This is a genomic window from Neorhizobium tunisiense (assembly GCF_039631515.1).
Lineage (GTDB): Bacteria > Pseudomonadota > Alphaproteobacteria > Rhizobiales > Rhizobiaceae > Neorhizobium.
Window position 1 is genome coordinate 810,635 of the sequence record NZ_JBDIUU010000002.1, and the last position, 16,800, is coordinate 827,434.

Genomic DNA, 16,800 nt, shown 5'->3' on the forward strand with positions numbered 1-16,800 from the left:
TCACGCTCTCCGTTCGCTCGTTTCGGCGGCGGCCGCCGCCAGGCTGAGACGTGCGGTGCAAAGGCGGACAGCAAAGAGATCCGGCTGGATGCCGAGGATGGCTGCCGCCTCCGCATGGGCGAAACCTTCCACATCGGCGAGCAGGAAAACGCTCGCCAGCCCGTCCGGCAGACAGGCGAGGGCGTCCTTCTTCGACGGGCGGGAACTTCCGGCCGCCGAAGCGTCGTCGGCGGCATTGCCTTCAGCGCGACGGCGCTTCTTGGCTTCGTCCACGGAGGTGCTGCGGATCATGCTGAAAATCCAGCTTTCCAGTCGGCCTTCGCCCTTCCAGTGATGGCTTTTCTGGATCGCCCTGCCGGCCGCTTCGCGCACCAGCTCATCGGCCTCGGCAGCGCTTCCGGCCAGCGTCAGCGCGAAACGGCGCAGGCGCGGCAGGAGCGCTACAAGATCGCGCCGGATGTCGGTCGATGGGCTCGGTTGGGTCATGTATAGGAGCGGCTTACCTGTGATCTACTGTAACAAGCGGAACGAACTCATAGCTATGACGGGATTGTGGCGATTCCGCAACAATCGCGCCTTTGATTCTACAACATTCTCGCGACTTGCGGAATCGACATCGTCGCAGGCTCTTCACCGTAGAGAAGCCGGCTGTTGTCGAGCGCAACGCCGTCGGCCCGTTCGGTGAGGCCATAACGGTCGCAGAGAAGGTTCCAGGCGCCGGGCTCACCAGAAAGCGTGAAGAGGTTGTAGGCGGCGCGCGGCTTGTGTCCGCCCGGCCCCTGGGACGCTGATGCGATGCCGACCACCGGCACGTTGCCGGTATGGCTTCGCAGCCAGTAGAGCGTATTGAGATGTGTATGCCCGTGCAGCACCAGTTCCGCGCCGCCGGTGGAGATCGCGGCTGCGAAACGACGGATGCCGAGCATGCGCTTGTGCGAGGAGGCCGCACCGCGGATTGGCGGATGGTGGATCAGCACCACCCGGAAGAGGCCTTCGTCTCCCGCTCTCTTCAACAGGTTGACCGTCTCGCGGGCCTGTCGCGAGCCGTAATAACCCGACGCCGAAAAGGGCAAGGTGGCATTGGAGGTCGAGCAGCCGATGATGGCGAGTGGACCGCGCCGGCGCAGGGTCGGGAAGATATGGTCGTCCTCGGGCCATTCGGCCGGATCGTCGTCGCTCTTGATGAACGGGTACCATTCGTTGACCGACTTGTCGTGCGCGCCGGGCACATAGGCGTCGTGATTGCCGGGCACGACCGTCGTATCATAGGGGTCGCCGATGGTGCGCAGCCACTCGCCGGCAAGCCGCGTCTCGATCCTGGTCGCCAGGTTGACGAGATCGCCGGTGATGACGAGCTGGTCCGGTTCGCGCGTCTTCAAATCGCTTAAAAGCAGGTCGAGCGTATTGACGAAAAGGTGCTTGCGCCGATTGCGGTGCCAGTTCACAAACCCGGTGATCCGCTTCGAGAACAGCTCGCGAAGCGTGAGTTTTGGAAGCGGCCCCAGATGGATGTCGGAGATATGCGCGAATTTGAACATGGCGCACACATAACGCATGAGCGCAGAAATCGTTATCGATTTTCTGGGCGCTCCCGGAGTTATGAATGAGCCGGGAAGGGGTGCCGGAAATCCGCAACGGGCGCACCCGGATCGTCGTCTGGCTGCTGCACCGGGTCTTCATGCTGACGCGCGGCATGACGCTCGGCGTGCGCGCCGCCTGCTTCGACGCACAAGGCCGCGTCTTCCTCGTGCGTCATACCTATGTGCCCGGCTGGTACATGCCGGGCGGCGGCGTCGAGCGCGGGGAGACGGCACTTGACGCGCTCCGCAAGGAATTGCGCGAGGAGGGTAATCTGGAAATCCGCGGGGAGATTTCGCTTTTCCACGCCTACTACAATCGCAATGCCAGCAAGCGCGACCATGTGCTGTTCTATCGGGTGACGGTGGAGCAGACGAAGCCGCGTGCGCCGGACCGGGAGATTGCCGAGAGCGGGTTCTTTGCGCTGGATGCGCTGCCGGAGAATACGACCGCAGCGACGCTGCGGCGGTTGAAGGAGTTGAGCGGCGAGGTAGAGCGGGCGGATTACTGGTGAGGGTGGGAGCGTAGGCGTGGGGCCGACACTTCAAAAAATCAAGCCGCCCGCTTCACCTTCTCCCGCCCATGCGGCGCATCAAGATCCACGATCGGGCCAACAGGGACGATGCCGGTCGGGTTGATGGTCTTGTGGCTCCCATAATAGTGGTGCTTGATGTGGAAGAGGTTGCAGGTCTCGGCGATGCCCGGTTGCTGATAGAGATCAGCGAGATAGCCGGACAGGTTCGGGTAGTCCGCGATGCGGCGGATGTTGCACTTGAAGTGGCCGACATAGACCGGATCGAAGCGCAAGAGCGTGGTGAACAGGCGCCAGTCTGCTTCCGTCGTGGTGTCGCCGAAGAGGTAACGGCTGGATGAAAGGCGCTTTTCCAGCATGTCGAGCGTTTCGAACAGGCGGGTGACGGCGTTCTCATAGGCTTCCTGGGCGGTCGCGAAACCGGCCTTGTAGACGCCGTTGTTGACGGTGTCATAGACGATGGCGTTCAGCTCGTCGATCTCGCCACGCAGCGCCTGCGGGTAAAAATCCGCCGCCGAGCCGGTCAGGCCGTCGAAGGCGCTGTTGAACATACGAATGATTTCCGAACTCTCGTTGGAGACGATCGTGTTCTCAAGCTTGTCCCACAGGACCGGCACGGTGACGCGGCCGGAATAGTTCGGGTCCGCCTTCAGGTAGACCTGGTAGAGATAGTCCGAGCCGAACAGGTCGTCGCCGGTGGCGCCGTCACGTTTTTTGAACTCCCAGCCATTCTCCAGCATCAGGTAGTCGACGACCGAGACGGAGATCAGGTCCTCGAGCTTCTTCAGCTTGCGGAAGATCAGGGTGCGGTGCGCCCAGGGACAGGCATAGGAGACATAGAGATGGTAGCGCCCGGCCTCAGCCTTGAAGCCGCCTTTGCCCGAGGGGCCGGCGGAACCGTCCGCAGTCACCCAGTTGCGGAATTGCGATTCGGCCCGTTTGAAATGGCCCTTGTTTTCCTGGGTGTCGTACCAGACGTCCTGCCATTTTCCTTCGACGAGCCTGCCCATGGCGATCTCCTTGGAGTTTCCTTGAGGCCATAGATACGGCACTGTCCGCCGAATACGAGGCAAGATTTTATGAACGCTGTGTTTTTGCGTTGGACGCGAGAAATTTTTCCTGCTAATGCGCTTTCCGGATTTTGAGGAAAACTCCTCCACTACCGAAGTATGGGTCATGACTGAAGTACGGGCACTGCGACGACGCTGATTTTCGACCAAGACGCCGACATGGCGTCATCGAGATCCCTTGTCCTGTCCGCTCTCTATCCTACGGCTTCGGTCCCCTATGTCTCAGCACAACGTTCTCTATAAGCACGACCTCGTTTATCTCACGGAAGACTCGTCCCATGACGAGGTCATCGAACTCATCAATGCGGAAGCCTTCGGCCCCGGCCGGCATACCCGCGCCGCTGCCCGCATCCGCGAGCAGGGGCCGCATGACCGCACACTCTCCTTCGTCTGCGCCGATGATGGCGAAACGATCGCTTCCGTGCGGATGACGCCGGTTTATGCCGGCTCGGTGAAGGGCCACCTGCTCGGACCGCTTGCGGTGCGGCCGTCGCACAAGAACCAGGGCATTGGCCGGGAACTGGTGCGGATCGCCATCGAAGCGGCGAGGCGCCAGGGTTCGGAAGCGGTGATCCTGGTCGGCGACCCGCCTTATTACGGCCCGCTCGGGTTCGAGAAGGTCGCCTATGGCGCGCTGGAATTCCCAGGCCCTGTCGATCCCGGCCGGGTTCTGGTCGTGCCGCTCGGCGAGGATGTCCATCCGCGGCTGAAAGGCGTCATCGGCTGGCGCGGATAGGCCAATTCCTTTAAGCCTTTCGAGGATCGGTCGGCCATGCCGGCCGTACGATTCGGAACGCGCGAGGGACAGGCCGATGGCAGCAATCACCATGGACGAGGCGCTCGACCGCGCCGGAGCGGGGACCTATCAGCGACGGCTGATGGGTGTGTTCGGCCTGGTCTGGACGGCCGACGCGATGCAGGTTCTGGCGGTCGGTTTCACCGCCGCCTCGATTGCGGCAAGTTTCGGGCTGACCGTGCCGCAGGCGCTGCAGACCGGCACCGCATTCTTCCTCGGAATGCTGCTTGGCGCGCTCGGTTTCGGCAGGCTCGCCGACCGGATCGGCCGGCGGCGGGTACTGATCGTCACGGTTGCCTGCGACGCGCTGTTCGGGACGCTCTCCATCTTTGCACCGGATTTCACCATCCTGCTTGTGCTGCGCTTTCTCACCGGGGCTGCCGTCGGCGGCACGCTGCCGGTCGACTATGCGATGATGGCGGAATTCCTGCCCGCCAGGAACCGCGGCCGCTGGCTGGTCCTGCTCGAAGGTTTTTGGGCGATCGGAACGCTGATCGTGGCGCTTGCTGCTTGGGCCGCAAGCCTTGCCGGCGTCGCGGATGCCTGGCGTTATATCTTCGCGGTCACCGCCATTCCGGCCATCGCCGGCATCGGCCTGCGTTTCCTGGTGCCGGAATCGCCGCTCTACCTGCTGCGCTCCGGCCGCAACGAGGAGGCCAAGGCGATCGTCGAGCGGATGCTCGCCGTCAACGGCCACATGCCGCTGGGGGCCGGCACCAACCTTGTTTCGCCGCCACCGGTCAAGACGACCGGCATCTTTTCGAGCGATCTGCGCCAGCGCAGCATCATGATCCTGGCGATCTGGTTCCTCGTCTCGGTTTCCTATTACGGAGTCTTCACCTGGATGCCGGCGAGACTCGCTGGCGAGGGCTTCGGTTTCGTACGCGGTTACGGTTTCCTGGTTCTGGTCGCGCTTGCCCAGCTTCCAGGTTATGCGCTTGCCGCCTATGGTGTGGAAAAATGGGGTCGCAAACCGACGCTGATCGGATTCTGCCTGCTTTCGGCGCTCGGCTGCCTGATGTTTGTCGTTGCACCGAGTGCCCTCCTGGTCGGGGCAGCGCTGCTGATCATGAGCTTTGCGCTGCTCGGCACCTGGGGTGCTCTTTATGCCTATACGCCGGAACTCTACCCGACCGCGTCGCGGGCGACCGGCATGGGAGCTGCCGGCGCCATGGCGCGCCTCGGCGGCCTGCTTGCGCCATCGCTGGTCGGTTACGTCGTGGTGCAGGGGCTCGGCCTGACAATCGGCATCTTTGCCGGCCTGCTGGTGGTCGCGGCGATTGCCGCCACGATGATCAATGCGGAAACGCGCCAGGTCTCCCTGGCTTAAGCGCCGGTCAGAACCGCTTCTCCAGCCACGTCACCGAATGGCCTCCTTCGAGGCCTTTCAGCGTACCGATCTCGATATAACCCTGCTTGAGATAAAGCTTCAGTGCCGCCGGGTTCATGGTGTCGATATAGGCACCGATCGCTCCGCGGGCTTTGGCTTCGGCCTCGGCCATGTCGAGCATGCGGGCGGCAAGGCCGCGGCCGCGCAGCTCGTCGGGGATGTACAGCATCGACACATAGAGCCAGCCTCGGCCGGTATAGCCGGTCAGCCCGCCGATCAGATTACCGGCCTCGTCATGCAGCGGCACCGCCAGTTCGCGGCGGTTGCCGGGGCCGAAAGTTACGGCATTGTGAGTCATCAACCGTTCGAGGATAAAATCCTCCTCGTCGGCCGTCATGCCTTCGGTGATTTTCAGGTCGATATCCATGCGGCGCTTCTTCGTCCCATCTTCGGAGCGAACGGATAGCTTACAGAGCTTTCCTGAGGAAGGTGCGGGTGCGGCCCTTCGGAAATTCCGGCAGTTCGCCAAAGATCTCGTAGCCCTGGCGCATATAGGCCTTGCAGGCGACCGGGCTGAACGTGTCGATCCAGGCGCCGTGGCAGCCGCGAGCGCGGGCTTCCTCCTCGGCCCGGCTGAGCAGCTTGCCGGCCATGCCTTCACCCCGCAATGTTTCCGGGATGAACAGCCATTGGGTGAAGAGCCAGCCCCAGGCAGTATAGCCGGAAAGCCCGCCGATTACCTTTCCATCCATATCGCGGATCAGGACGGCGAGGGCTTCACGTTCCGACGGGCCGACATCGGCGTCGTTGAAATTGGTCAGCCCCTCACTGATGGCAGCCAGTTCCCCGGGCAGAGGCGAGGCGGTCACTTCGATATCCGTCATGCCTCAGCGACCCTCACGCCACCACATCGCCGCGACCGCGAAGAGCAGGGCGGAGAGGCCGGCGAAACCGGCAAACAGCGGCAGTGTGTTGATGCCGCGCAGCACCGTCTCGTCGGTCATGCGGATGACCATGCGGTCGGGATCGTTGACGCGCACTTCGCCGCGCACCGGGAGGATGTCGGGCAGCGAGACGCTGTCTCCCGATGCGACACGGGTGACGAGACCGCGGGTCTTGTCGGCATAAGGCTTCAGCGTCGCCTCGGTCGAGATCATCGCCTTGAATTCCGGCGCATCGACCGTGCCGACATGCACGAGCGTCGAAAACTGGCCGTTGGTGACCTCGAACAGGCCGGTCTCTTCCATGCGGCGTTCCAGCCGGTACTGGCCGGGGCCGGCCGATGTCATCGGCACGGTCTCGGTGCGGCCGGACGGGTATTTGATCGTCGCAGGACCGGGATCATCGCCGATCGTCTGGCGGGTGGCTTCGAGCGTGCGGCCGACGGCGCGGGCGGTCAGCGCTTCTTCCTCGAGTTCCGGCTCCTTCATCAACCAGTGGGCGATGCGGCGATAGAGCGACACATGCGGGCCGCCGCCTTCGAAACCACGGGCCCAGAGCCAGCCCTGGTCGGAGAGCAGCATGGCGACCCGGCCTTCGCCCTGGCGGTTGAGCACGAGGAGGGGACGGTCGCCGTCGCCTTCCATCACCGTCTGGCCCTGCGGCGTGTCGACGTCGATGGTGCGGAACCAGCGGCCCCAGGCGGGCGGATTGGCGTTGGAGCCGTCGAGCCCACGGGTCACGGGGTGCTTTTCGCCCTCCGGCGACAGATGCGGATAGAAGGCGGCGCTGTGCACTTCGCCGGTCGGCGCAGCCGGCAGGACCTGTTCGAGCGGCGTCGAGGCGATCGAATCCTCGCCGGCATGTTCGGGGCCGGCGGCGATCAGCAGCGCGCCGCCATTGTTCACGTACTGGGCGATGTAGTCGTAATAGAGGATCGGCAGCACGCCGCGGTGCTTGTAGCGGTCGAAGATGATCAAGTCGAAATCCTTGATCTTCTCGACGAACAGTTCGCGGGTTGGGAAGGCGATCAGCGACAGTTCGTTGATCGGCGTACCGTCCTGCTTTTCCGGCGGCCGTAGGATGGTGAAGTGCACGAGATCCACCGAGGCATCGGACTTCAACAGGTTGCGCCAGGCGCGCTCGCCGGCATGCGGTTCGCCGGAGACGAGCAGCACGCGGAGATTCTGGCGGATGCCGTCGATGACGTGGACGGCGCGGTTGTTGGCGGTCGTCACTTCGCCCGGAAGCTCGGCGACGGAAAATTCCATGACATTGTTGCCGCCGCGCGGAACCGTGAAGGAGAAGGGTGTCTCCTGGCCCGGCGTGGCGCGCAGCGTCGCGGTCTGCTGGCCGTTCATGCGCACGGTGACCTGCGCCGGTCCGCCGCCGGTGCGGCCGTCGTCGAAGACCCGTAGCGTCAGTTCCTGTTCCTCGCCGACAATGCCGAAACGGGGTGCGCGGACCACCTCGACACGGCGGTCGAACTCGTCGGGTTTGCCGGTGATCAGGCCGTGGACGGGGGCGTTGAAGCCGAGGTCCTGGTTGATACCCGGCAGGTCGTGGATCTGGCCGTCGGTGAGGAAGACCGCGCCGCCGATGCGGGCCGGCGGGATATCGGAGATCGCCGAGCGCAGGGCGGTGAAGAGTTTCGTCGAGGGCGTATCGGAATCGCCGTCGTCATCGACCTCGACGACGCGCGTCTCGATGCGCGGGTAGCGGGAGAAACGGTCTTGGAGTCTGGCAAGCGCCTCGTCGGTCTGTTCCTTGCGCTGGGCGGTCTCCTGGCTCTGGGAACGGTCGACTATGATCGGCACCACGGTCGAAAGCTGGTCGCGATCCTCCTGCAGCAGCGTCGGGTTGGCGAGCGCAAGTAGAAGGGCGGCGAGCGCCAGCGTGCGCAAAGTGGCGCCGCGGATGCCGCGCCAGAAGGCGAGGCCGGCGAGGATGAGGGCGAAGACGCCAAGCGCGGCGAGGATCGGCCAGGAGAAAAAGGGTGCGAATTCGATGGTCATGAGGTTTTCCCTTCATCCGAGAGGGAAACTACGTTTAGCTGGACCGAGCCGCGAGCTCCCACTGATCTCCCCCCTTGTGGGGGAGATGTCACCGGAGGTGACAGAGGGGAGTAGCGCCGCGAACTCAACTGCCGAAGGGTGTGCTGCGGCACCCCCCTCTGCCCTGCCGGGCATCTCCCCCTCAAGGGGGGAGATCGGCGTGGGGCACCGTCTTCGCACACAAGCGCCATCGGAATGGGGGTTGCCGGCAGAAACGATCGAAGGGCGATGGCGGATGAGGGGCGATTGACCATATGCGACGTTTCCCTCACTGCCCAAGCCGCTCAAGCAGCGCCGGGACATGCACCTGGTCGGCTTTGTAATTGCCGGTCAGCATATACATCATGATATTGACGCCGGAGCGGTAGGCGTATTCGCGCTGCATTTCGTCCGGGGGGACGGTCGGCAGCACGGGGCCGCCCTGGCTATCCACCGCCCAGGCACCGGCGAAGTCGTTGCCGGTGATCAGGAGCGGGGTGACGCCGTCGCCGCTGGAGGAAAGGTGGGCACCGGTATTCTTGGCTTCCTGCCGTGCCTCGACCCAGAGCGGGCTGCCCGTATAGCGGCCCGGGAAATTGGTGAGCAGGTAGAAGGAACGGGTCAGCACATGGTCGTTGGGGGTCGGTTCCAGCGGTGGAATGTCGATATTGGCAAGGATCGCCTGCAGCCGCTCGCCGTTCGGCGTCGTGCCGCCGCCGTCGAGCGACGAATACTGGTCGCGAGTATCGAAGAGCACCGTGCCGCCGTTGCGCATATAGGCGTCGATGCGGGAGATCGCCGCCGGTGACGGCATAGGTGCGGTCGCGGAGATCGGCCAATAGATGATCGGGTAGAAGGAGAGCTCGTCCTTGGTAATGTCGAGGCCGACCGGCGCGCCGGGTTCCAGTGTCGTGCGATAGGTGAGGAACTGGCTTAAACCTTCGAGGCCTTGTTCGGAAATCCGATCGACATCCCGTTCGCCGGTCGCGACATAGGCGAGGTGGGTGGTATCGAGCCGTTCCAGGATCTGCTCGTCGCCGGGCTTGGCGCCGGCACCGGGCGCCATTTCCTGTGCCTGCGACTGGCCCGGCATGAAGACGAAGAGGCCAAAGGCGAGGGCGGTGATCGCCGCTGCGGCAGCACCGCTCGGCCTGCGGCGTCCGCCGGGACCGCGGGAGAAGGCGCCGTTCATGAACAGCACCACAAGGCTGTCGAGGATCAGCATCGCAAAGGCGGCGGCGAACAGGGCGGGGCGCAGCGACACGGCTTGCCCGCCAGCCAAGCCTTCGCGTACCAGCGGCCTGCCTGCCGTGGTCGGGTCGAACCGGGCGATGACTGTCTTCGGCGCGAGCAGGTTGACGGCGGTGAACCCGTCCTCGGTGCCGTAGAGGCCCGGCGGGTGGTCGAAGCTCGCGACCGGCACCTGGTTGGCGGCAATCGCGATCGGACGGGCAGTTCCGGTTTCGGTGGTGAGGACGCCGTCGGCGGTTAGAAGGCGATAGGGAGCAAGCGTCGCAGCGGCTCCCTCCGCTGCCCCTCCGGACGATGCGGCACCGCCGGCGCGAGCGAGCTGGACGAGGCGGCGGAGCATCTCGACGAAATTGCCCGATAGCGGCAGGTTCGACCAGGTCGCCTCGGCGCTGGTGTGGAAGAGCACGATGCGGCCGGCCTCGACCTCTTTTTCGGTGACGAGGGGCGTTCCGTCGGCAAGGCTTGCCCAGGTGCGTTCGGCAAGATCCGGGGTCGGTTCAGCGAGAACCTGGCGGGTGACGGTGATATCGGCGGCGCGCGGCATGCCGGCGAAGGGTCCGAAGCTCGGGAAATCGGCAAGCGACTGCGGCTCGGACCAAGACATGGCGCCGCCGAGCGCCCGTTCGCCCTGGCGCAGGATGACCGGCACCAGCGGATCGTCGGCGGGGGCGGCGGCAAGGCGCGGGCCGGCAAAGCGGATCAGCGTGCCGCCTTGAGCGATCCATCGCTGCAGCGGTGCATAGGTTTCGGAGGGTAGGCGGCCGACATCGGCGAGGATGATGGCGGACGGATTGCCCTGCAGGATCTGCGGGATGGCGACTGCAAGATCGGCGGTGTTCGGCTGGATGACGTCCGCATAAGGCAACAGCGCCCGGCTGATGTAATAGAGCGGCTGCAGGAGCGGCTGGAAGTCGCTGCCGCTCTCGCCGGCCAGAAGCGCAATGCGGCGGCGCTTGAAGCCATCGTCGAGCAGATGCGCCGCACCGGCGGTGGCCAGCCCGTCGATGCTCAACCGCGCGAAATCGTTGCGCAGCTCGAAGGGCGAGGTGATCTCGGCGGTGGCGGTCGCGGCACCCGCATCGAAGCGCAGCGTGCCGGAGGCAAGCGCACGGCCCTGTGCGTCGAGCGCATTGACGTTCAATTGCTGCGCCGATGCAGTCGAAAGACGGGTCGCCGTCACCGACATGGCGGCGGCGTTGTTCACCGCGTCCGTCAGCGCGACGGCGCTATGGCCATCGCCCTCGATCAGCCGCATCTCGGCGGGGGAGAGGGCCGCGAGTGCCGACATGGCCTCGTTGTCGCTGGCGGCCGCCATGCCGTCGGAGAGGATGGCGAGCGTGCCGGGGCGGGTGCCGTTCATGGCCTCCCTGATCGCCTGGGCGGCGCGGGCGCGATCCGGAACCAGCGGCTTGGGGTTGGCGGCCGTCAGCTTGTCGCGGGCAGCGGCAGCGGTGCCGGGCACGGCCTCGTGGCTGGCATCGGCGGTGAAGGTGATCGAGACCGGCACGTCGGCGCTTTCGGCATCGCCGATCAGGAGGTTGGCGGTCTGGACGCGGCGTTCCCAATCGGCGGCGGTCGCCCAGCCATTGTCGACGACGACAACCAACGGGCCGTTGGCATTCAGCGAATTGACGCGCGGATTCATCACCGGGTCGGCGATCGCGAGGATCACGGCAGCGGCGAGAAGCATGCGCAGCAGCGTCAGCCACCAGGGGCTTTTCGACGGGGTTTCCTCGCGCTTGAGGACCGTTGCGAGGATGCGGAGCGGCGGAAAAATTTCCGCCTTCGGGCGCGGCGGGGTGAGCCGCAGCAGCCACCAGATCACCGGCAGCGCGATCAGGCCGAAGAGAATGGCGGGATTGGCGAAAATCAGCGCGCTCATGACCTGTCTCCGGCCGGCTTTCGAGCCGGCATGCCGGACAGGTAGCCATGCACGGCGACCAACGCCTCGGAGGCCAGATGATCGGTGCGGTGGAAGACAAAACTCCAGCCGAGGCGGCGCAGCGATTCACCCAGCGCATCGCGGCGGGCGAAATAGGCACGCTGGTAATCCTCGCGGATCATCTCGGCGCGGCCGGAGACGAGCTTTTCGCCGGTTTCGGGATCGGTGAATTCGGTGCGGCCGGTATAGGGGAAGGTCTCTTCGGCCGGATCGGCGATCTCGACCACATGGCCGCGCAGGCCGCGGCGGCCGAGCGGGGCGATGCGCTCCATCACCCGGTCGGCATCGTCGAGGAAATCGCCGATCAGCACGATGTCGCTATGGCCGCGGATCATCGCGGTATCCGGCAGGCCGGTGGTCAGCGGCGCGTGCATGATCGCGGCAGCCAGCCGCTCGGCAGCGTTGCGGGCCGATACCGGTTCCATGATGCCGGGGCAGCCGATCCGCTCGCCGGAGCGGGCGAGGATCTCGGCCAGCGCCAGCATCAGCACCAGCGCGCGGCTTTCCTTGGAGGCGATCGCGAGCGTCGACTTGTACATCATCGACGGCGACATGTCGGCCCAGAGCCAGACGGTGTGGGCGGCTTCCCATTCGCGTTCCCGGACATAGGTATGGTCGTCGCGGGCAGAGCGACGCCAGTCGATGCGAGACAGGCTTTCACCTTCGGCATAAGGCCGGAACTGCCAGAAATTTTCGCCGATGCCGCGCTTGCGTCGGCCATGCCATCCGGCGATCACCGTGTTGGCGATGCGCTTGGCTTCCACCATGCAGTCCGGCACAAGCGTCGCGCGGGCCTGGGCTCGGGAGAGGAGTTCGCTACTCGGTGTCTGCTCTACGATCTGGCCAATGGTGGATGCCACGCATTATCCTTTCTAGCCGGCGGACTTAGCCGCGGGCCTGCTTCACCAGACCGGCGATGACGTCGCGGACCGACATGCCTTCGGCGCGCGCCGCAAACGTCAGCGCCATGCGGTGTTCCAGCACCGGCTCGGCGAGCGCATAGACGTCGTCGAGCGATGGGGCCAGGCGGCCTTCGTAGAGGGCGCGCGCACGGGCCGTCAGCATCAGCGACTGGCCGGCGCGCGGGCCGGGACCCCAGGCGACGTGCTTGTCGGTATGGGCATTGCCATGGCCGGGACGGGCGGAGCGCACCAGCGAGAGGATCGCATCGACCACCCTGTCGCTGACCGGCATCTGGCGGATCAGCACCTGGATTTCCTGAAGGCGGGCAGCGTCGATGACGCCGCGCGCCTTGGATTCCGAAAGGCCGGTGGTTTCGAGCAGGATCTGCCGCTCGGCGGCGAGTTCCGGATAAAGCACGTCGACCTGCAGCAGGAAGCGGTCGAGCTGCGCTTCCGGCAGCGGGTAGGTGCCTTCCTGCTCCAGCGGGTTCTGGGTCGCGAGCACGTGGAAGGGGGCGGGCAGGTCGTAACGCTGGCCGGCGACCGTGATATGGTATTCCTGCATGGACTGCAGCAACGCCGACTGGGTGCGCGGCGAGGCGCGGTTGATTTCGTCGGCCATCAGGAGCTGGGCGAAGACCGGGCCTTTGATGAAGCGGAAGGAGCGGCGGCCGGCATCGTCCGTATCCATCACTTCCGAGCCGAGAATGTCGGATGGCATCAGGTCGGGGGTGAACTGGATGCGGTTGGCGCCAAGGCCGAGCACGGTGCCAAGCGTGGTGACGAGCTTGGTCTTGGCAAGGCCGGGGACGCCCACGAGCAGCGCATGGCCACCGGAGAGAACCGCGAGCAGCGTGTTCTCGACTACCTTCTCCTGGCCAAAGATCACCTTGGCGATTTCGGTGCGGATGGCGGCGATGTCGGAAAGGGCCATTTCGGCGGAGGCGATGATGGCTTTCTCATCGAGGACGGTATCGGTTGAATTCATCAGGCCCATGTCGCTCTCCATCATCCAGAACCGGCTGGCTTTCCAGGGCCGGGCTCATTCATATCCCGGCAGCGAATCGCTGCGACGCAGCATCCGGCTTATCTGATCAAACTTATTCCCCGAAATATGGCTGACAAGCACGTATCGAATGACTATCTCGTGAGGAACAATTGCCTTCGCCAATGCTTACGGACGAACCGGGACTGAAAGATGGCAGCGCAAACGATAAATTCGGCACCCGATGCCGCAGGGCTTGCGGCCCTGATTTCCCGCGCTTCCGAGCAGACGGGGGAGGGAAAACGGGGTTTGCCGCCCGTGGAGAACTGGAATCCGCCCTTTTGCGGCGATATCGACATGGAAATCCGGCCGGACGGCACATGGTTCTACATGGGCACGCCGATCGGCCGCGCACCGCTTGTGCGGCTGTTTTCGACGGTGCTGCGCAGGGATGAAGACGGCCGGACCTACCTCGTAACACCTGTGGAAAAAGTCGGTATCCGCGTCGTGGACGCACCCTTCCTCGCGGTCGAGATGCAGGTGACGCTGCGTGAAGGCCGGCAGGTGCTCACGTTCAGGACAAATGTCGGTGATGTGGTCGAGGCTGGGTCGGAACACCCCCTGCGCTTCGAAATATCAGGCGAAAACCGCGAGCTGAAACCCTATCTCCTGGTGCGCGGCCGGCTGGAGGCGCTCGTTTCCCGCGCGGTCATGTACGATCTCGTGGAACTGGGCGAGGGGATCGTGATAGACGGGGTGCCGATGTTCTCCGTCCGCTCCGGAACGGAGGTTTTTCCCGTGATGCCCGAGGCCGAATTGGACGCCTTATCGCAATGAGTGATTTTCCCCTTTTTTCGGCCGGCGATTTCCGCCGCCGGGCTCTGAACCAGAACGGCGGACCGATCGACCATGCCTGGCGCCACCACGGCGACCATCTGCTCAATCCGACGCTGGTGGATTTCGCGGCCGGGCTGAAGCTGAAGGATGCAGCGGTGCTGGTGCCGGTCGTCGACGACGGCGACGACGCGAAGGTGATCCTGACGCAGCGGACATCGACGATGCGCAAGCATTCCGGTCAGATCGCCTTTCCGGGCGGCGGGATCGATCCGGAGGACCGTTCGCCGGAACAGGCGGCGCTACGCGAGACGGAAGAAGAGATCGGCCTCGACCGCTCCTTCGTCGAAACGCTGGCGCGGCTGCCGACCTATTATGCCGCGACCGGTTTCCGCATCACGCCAGTGCTGTCAGTCGTCAGGCGCGGCTTCGAGATCACGCCCAATCCGGCCGAGGTCGACGACGTCTTCGAGGTGCCGCTGTCCTTCCTGATGAACGAGGCGAACCACCAGCGCGGCAGCCGCGAATGGGACGGCAAGGAGCGGCATTTCTACGTCATGCCTTACGAGGAACGAAACATCTGGGGCATTACCGCGGGCATTCTGCGTACGCTCTATGAAAGGCTTTATGCATGACGACCGTAGCCGAGGAGGCCTGGTTCCAAGACCCGGCGCTGCAGCGCATCCTGACCCTGCTGAATGCCGACGGCGGCGAGGCGCGGGTTGCGGGCGGTGCGGTGCGTAATGCGCTGATGGGGCTTCCCGTCGCCGATGTCGATGTCGCCACCACGCTTCGTCCGGAAAAGGTGATCGAGCGGGCGGTGACGGCCGGTATCAGGGCTGTGCCAACCGGCATAGAGCACGGCACGGTGACGCTGGTCATCGACGGCCATGCTTTCGAAGTCACTACGTTGCGTCGCGACATGGAGACCGACGGCCGACGCGCCAAGGTCGCCTTCGGCACTGACTGGCAGGTGGATGCCGAACGGCGGGACCTGACGATCAACGCGCTTTATGCGGACGCCCACGGCGAGGTGATCGACCTCGTGAACGGGCTTGCGGATATCGAGACGCGCACTGTCCGCTTCATTGGTGAGGCGGCCGAGCGCATCGCCGAGGACTACCTGCGCGTCCTCCGCTTCTTCCGCTTCTTCGCCCATTACGGGTCCGGCCGGCCGGATGCGGATGGCCTGAGGGCCTGCGCCCGAGCCAAGGACAAGCTTTCGACGCTGTCGGCCGAGCGCGTCTGGGCCGAAACCAAGAAGCTGCTGTCCGCCGTCGATCCCTCCCGAGCGCTGCTCTGGATGCGGCAGGCGGGGGTGCTCACCGAAGTCCTGCCCGAGACGGAAAAGTGGGGTATCGACGGCATCCACGGCCTCGTGGCGGCTGAAAAGTCGCTCGGCTGGGCGCCCGACCCGCTTCTGAGGCTGGCGGCGATCGTGCCGCCGGATGCGGAGCGGCTGGATGCACTCGCGAAGCGGCTCAAGATGTCGAACGCGGAGGCTGCCAAGCTTGCCGCCTGGGCAAATGCGCCGGTGCTGCCGGACGAGGTGACGGATGTCGGCTTCGACCGGCTGCTTTACCGCCATGGGGTGGAGGGGCTGGTCATGCGGCTGAGATTGGCGCTGGCCTCTGCGCGAACTGCGGCCGAGGGCGATCCCGCGGCGATGCGCAAGTCCGCGCGGCTGTCGGTGCTGCTGAAGAGGGCTGAGAACTACGAGAAACCGGTCTTTCCACTCGGTGGTGGCGATATCGTGGCAGCCGGCGTGCCGGCCGGCAAGCGGGTCGGAGAAATTTTGAAGGAGCTGGAAGGCTTCTGGGTGGAGCGCAATTTTGCCCCGGACCGGGCGGCGCTGACCGCCCGGCTGGAGGATATGATCCGCAGCTCGCTTTGACATCAGGCGGCCTGCCGCTGTGAAGCCGGGCGCGAGCACTCCCACGCGGGCGGCCGGCCGCCTCGATACGATTGGGCGTCAGGCCGCGGCCGCGCCGTTTTCGTCGCGAATGCGCGCCTTGATGTTCTCGACCATGTTTTCGCGGATTATCTCTTCCCCGTGCACCGTGCGCAGATGCTCCACGGCGCGGCGGACCACTTCGGCGTCCTCGTCGGCACGGGTATGCCACTGGCAACCGGGCACGAGGGTCCCGCATTCGAACAGTCGCATGACATTTCCTCCTGTTAACGTTGGACTGGAGGCGGCGGATATCTCCCATATCCGCCGGCGCCAACCTCGATAACTCGGAAACTACAAGGACCGTTCCCGACGCTTATTCGGAAAACGCCCAGGCGTGGAAGACGGAAGCCTGTTCCTGTCGCTTTTCCCGCGCCGTCTCGTCATTGGCGGCCGACATGGCGACCGACTTGCCGGCAAGCTGGCGCCTTACCTGGTCCACATAAAAGGCATGGGGGAGCTCTCCGCCGGTTCTCGCGCGCATTTCCGTCGCGAGGCGGTCGATCATGTCAGCAGTATCAAGGGAACGGGCGTCCTTGTCCTCAGACGCTTCCGGCATAGGCATGCTATTCGGTGCCATCATGGCGATCCTCCTCCGCTACAACCAAGGGGACGCTACCACCATCGCAGCGATTCCGATATCGCATTTGTTAAGGA

At 64.7% G+C, this 16,800-nt stretch carries 17 protein-coding genes; 6 read left to right on the forward strand and 11 right to left on the reverse strand.

Features of this window, described 5'->3' with window-relative positions:
- Both ABCW43_RS13055 and ABCW43_RS13060 read right to left on the reverse strand, forming a co-directional pair.
- Nucleotides 1–486: an RNA polymerase sigma factor gene (locus tag ABCW43_RS13055; RefSeq protein WP_345924926.1), complete on the reverse strand. Its 486-nt coding sequence runs from the start codon at nt 484–486 to the stop codon at nt 1–3.
- A 98-nt stretch (nt 487–584) separates the two neighbouring features.
- The gene (locus tag ABCW43_RS13060) at nt 585–1,538 is read right to left on the reverse strand and encodes a metallophosphoesterase family protein (RefSeq protein WP_345924928.1); all 954 of its coding nucleotides are present in this window, start codon (nt 1,536–1,538) and stop codon (nt 585–587) included.
- Between the two features lie 65 nt (nt 1,539–1,603).
- On the opposite strand from ABCW43_RS13060, the gene ABCW43_RS13065 reads away from it, so the two are divergent.
- The gene (locus ABCW43_RS13065; RefSeq protein WP_345924930.1) at nt 1,604–2,092 is read left to right on the forward strand and encodes an NUDIX domain-containing protein; all 489 of its coding nucleotides are present in this window, start codon (nt 1,604–1,606) and stop codon (nt 2,090–2,092) included.
- A 38-nt stretch (nt 2,093–2,130) separates the two neighbouring features.
- Here the strand turns inward: ABCW43_RS13065 and ABCW43_RS13070 are convergent, their stop codons facing one another.
- Nucleotides 2,131–3,120 (reverse strand): glutathione S-transferase family protein, encoded by a 990-nt coding sequence (locus ABCW43_RS13070; RefSeq protein ID WP_345924932.1) that lies wholly within the window; start codon nt 3,118–3,120, stop codon nt 2,131–2,133.
- A gap of 277 nt (nt 3,121–3,397) precedes the next feature.
- On the opposite strand from ABCW43_RS13070, the gene ABCW43_RS13075 reads away from it, so the two are divergent.
- Nucleotides 3,398–3,916, forward strand: a complete 519-nt coding sequence (locus tag ABCW43_RS13075; RefSeq protein WP_345924933.1) for a GNAT family N-acetyltransferase — start codon at nt 3,398–3,400, stop codon at nt 3,914–3,916.
- 76 nt (nt 3,917–3,992) lie between these two features.
- Nucleotides 3,993–5,306 carry an MFS transporter gene (locus ABCW43_RS13080; RefSeq protein WP_345924935.1) on the forward strand — a complete coding sequence of 438 codons (1,314 nt, stop codon included), beginning with the start codon at nt 3,993–3,995 and terminating at the stop codon, nt 5,304–5,306.
- 7 nt (nt 5,307–5,313) lie between these two features.
- On the opposite strand, the gene ABCW43_RS13085 is transcribed toward ABCW43_RS13080, so the two are convergent.
- The 6 genes from ABCW43_RS13085 to ABCW43_RS13110 all read right to left on the reverse strand — a co-directional run bounded on the left by ABCW43_RS13085 (nt 5,314) and on the right by ABCW43_RS13110 (nt 13,370).
- Nucleotides 5,314–5,733 carry a GNAT family N-acetyltransferase gene (locus ABCW43_RS13085; protein WP_345924937.1) on the reverse strand — a complete coding sequence of 140 codons (420 nt, stop codon included), beginning with the start codon at nt 5,731–5,733 and terminating at the stop codon, nt 5,314–5,316.
- Between the two features lie 40 nt (nt 5,734–5,773).
- A complete protein-coding gene (locus ABCW43_RS13090; protein ID WP_345924939.1) occupies nt 5,774–6,190 on the reverse strand; it encodes a GNAT family N-acetyltransferase in 417 nt (138 codons plus the stop codon).
- A 3-nt stretch (nt 6,191–6,193) separates the two neighbouring features.
- Nucleotides 6,194–8,260 carry a hypothetical protein gene (locus ABCW43_RS13095; protein ID WP_345924940.1) on the reverse strand — a complete coding sequence of 689 codons (2,067 nt, stop codon included), beginning with the start codon at nt 8,258–8,260 and terminating at the stop codon, nt 6,194–6,196.
- A gap of 307 nt (nt 8,261–8,567) precedes the next feature.
- A complete protein-coding gene (locus ABCW43_RS13100) occupies nt 8,568–11,411 on the reverse strand; it encodes a DUF4159 domain-containing protein (RefSeq protein WP_345924942.1) in 2,844 nt (947 codons plus the stop codon).
- Nucleotides 11,408–12,331, reverse strand: coding sequence for a DUF58 domain-containing protein (locus ABCW43_RS13105; RefSeq protein ID WP_345924944.1), 924 nt, complete (start codon nt 12,329–12,331; stop codon nt 11,408–11,410). The genes ABCW43_RS13100 and ABCW43_RS13105 overlap by 4 nt, the downstream gene beginning before the upstream one ends.
- Nucleotides 12,332–12,356: 25 nt before the next feature.
- Nucleotides 12,357–13,370, reverse strand: coding sequence for an AAA family ATPase (locus ABCW43_RS13110; protein WP_345924946.1), 1,014 nt, complete (start codon nt 13,368–13,370; stop codon nt 12,357–12,359).
- Between the two features lie 201 nt (nt 13,371–13,571).
- Here ABCW43_RS13110 and ABCW43_RS13115 point away from each other — a divergent pair, with 201 nt between their 5' ends.
- From ABCW43_RS13115 to ABCW43_RS13125, 3 genes are read left to right on the forward strand one after another with little or no spacing between them, the layout of a single operon-like run.
- Entirely contained in the window at nt 13,572–14,195 is a 624-nt protein-coding gene (locus ABCW43_RS13115) for a DUF1285 domain-containing protein (RefSeq protein WP_345924948.1), read from the forward strand.
- Nucleotides 14,192–14,827 carry a CoA pyrophosphatase gene (locus ABCW43_RS13120; protein WP_345924950.1) on the forward strand — a complete coding sequence of 212 codons (636 nt, stop codon included), beginning with the start codon at nt 14,192–14,194 and terminating at the stop codon, nt 14,825–14,827. The genes ABCW43_RS13115 and ABCW43_RS13120 overlap by 4 nt, the downstream gene beginning before the upstream one ends.
- Nucleotides 14,824–16,086 carry a CCA tRNA nucleotidyltransferase gene (locus ABCW43_RS13125; protein WP_345924952.1) on the forward strand — a complete coding sequence of 421 codons (1,263 nt, stop codon included), beginning with the start codon at nt 14,824–14,826 and terminating at the stop codon, nt 16,084–16,086. The genes ABCW43_RS13120 and ABCW43_RS13125 overlap by 4 nt, the downstream gene beginning before the upstream one ends.
- A 78-nt stretch (nt 16,087–16,164) precedes the next feature.
- Here the strand turns inward: ABCW43_RS13125 and ABCW43_RS13130 are convergent, their stop codons facing one another.
- The gene (locus ABCW43_RS13130; RefSeq protein WP_037076377.1) at nt 16,165–16,356 is read right to left on the reverse strand and encodes a DUF1059 domain-containing protein; all 192 of its coding nucleotides are present in this window, start codon (nt 16,354–16,356) and stop codon (nt 16,165–16,167) included.
- Nucleotides 16,357–16,459: 103 nt separating this feature from the next.
- The gene (locus ABCW43_RS13135; RefSeq protein WP_345924957.1) at nt 16,460–16,726 is read right to left on the reverse strand and encodes a hypothetical protein; all 267 of its coding nucleotides are present in this window, start codon (nt 16,724–16,726) and stop codon (nt 16,460–16,462) included.
- Nucleotides 16,727–16,800: the final 74 nt, after the last annotated feature.

Coding starts and splice junctions, on each gene's coding strand:
- ABCW43_RS13055 (WP_345924926.1), bottom strand. CDS start 486: ATGACCCAACCGAGCCCATCGACCGACATCCGGCGCGATCTTGTAGCG.
- ABCW43_RS13060 (WP_345924928.1), bottom strand. CDS start 1,538: ATGTTCAAATTCGCGCATATCTCCGACATCCATCTGGGGCCGCTTCCA.
- ABCW43_RS13065 (WP_345924930.1), top strand. CDS start 1,604: ATGAGCCGGGAAGGGGTGCCGGAAATCCGCAACGGGCGCACCCGGATC.
- ABCW43_RS13070 (WP_345924932.1), bottom strand. CDS start 3,120: ATGGGCAGGCTCGTCGAAGGAAAATGGCAGGACGTCTGGTACGACACC.
- ABCW43_RS13075 (WP_345924933.1), top strand. CDS start 3,398: ATGTCTCAGCACAACGTTCTCTATAAGCACGACCTCGTTTATCTCACG.
- ABCW43_RS13080 (WP_345924935.1), top strand. CDS start 3,993: ATGGCAGCAATCACCATGGACGAGGCGCTCGACCGCGCCGGAGCGGGG.
- ABCW43_RS13085 (WP_345924937.1), bottom strand. CDS start 5,733: ATGGATATCGACCTGAAAATCACCGAAGGCATGACGGCCGACGAGGAG.
- ABCW43_RS13090 (WP_345924939.1), bottom strand. CDS start 6,190: ATGACGGATATCGAAGTGACCGCCTCGCCTCTGCCCGGGGAACTGGCT.
- ABCW43_RS13095 (WP_345924940.1), bottom strand. CDS start 8,260: ATGACCATCGAATTCGCACCCTTTTTCTCCTGGCCGATCCTCGCCGCG.
- ABCW43_RS13100 (WP_345924942.1), bottom strand. CDS start 11,411: ATGAGCGCGCTGATTTTCGCCAATCCCGCCATTCTCTTCGGCCTGATC.
- ABCW43_RS13110 (WP_345924946.1), bottom strand. CDS start 13,370: ATGGGCCTGATGAATTCAACCGATACCGTCCTCGATGAGAAAGCCATC.
- ABCW43_RS13115 (WP_345924948.1), top strand. CDS start 13,572: ATGGCAGCGCAAACGATAAATTCGGCACCCGATGCCGCAGGGCTTGCG.
- ABCW43_RS13120 (WP_345924950.1), top strand. CDS start 14,192: ATGAGTGATTTTCCCCTTTTTTCGGCCGGCGATTTCCGCCGCCGGGCT.
- ABCW43_RS13125 (WP_345924952.1), top strand. CDS start 14,824: ATGACGACCGTAGCCGAGGAGGCCTGGTTCCAAGACCCGGCGCTGCAG.
- ABCW43_RS13130 (WP_037076377.1), bottom strand. CDS start 16,356: ATGCGACTGTTCGAATGCGGGACCCTCGTGCCCGGTTGCCAGTGGCAT.
- ABCW43_RS13135 (WP_345924957.1), bottom strand. CDS start 16,726: ATGATGGCACCGAATAGCATGCCTATGCCGGAAGCGTCTGAGGACAAG.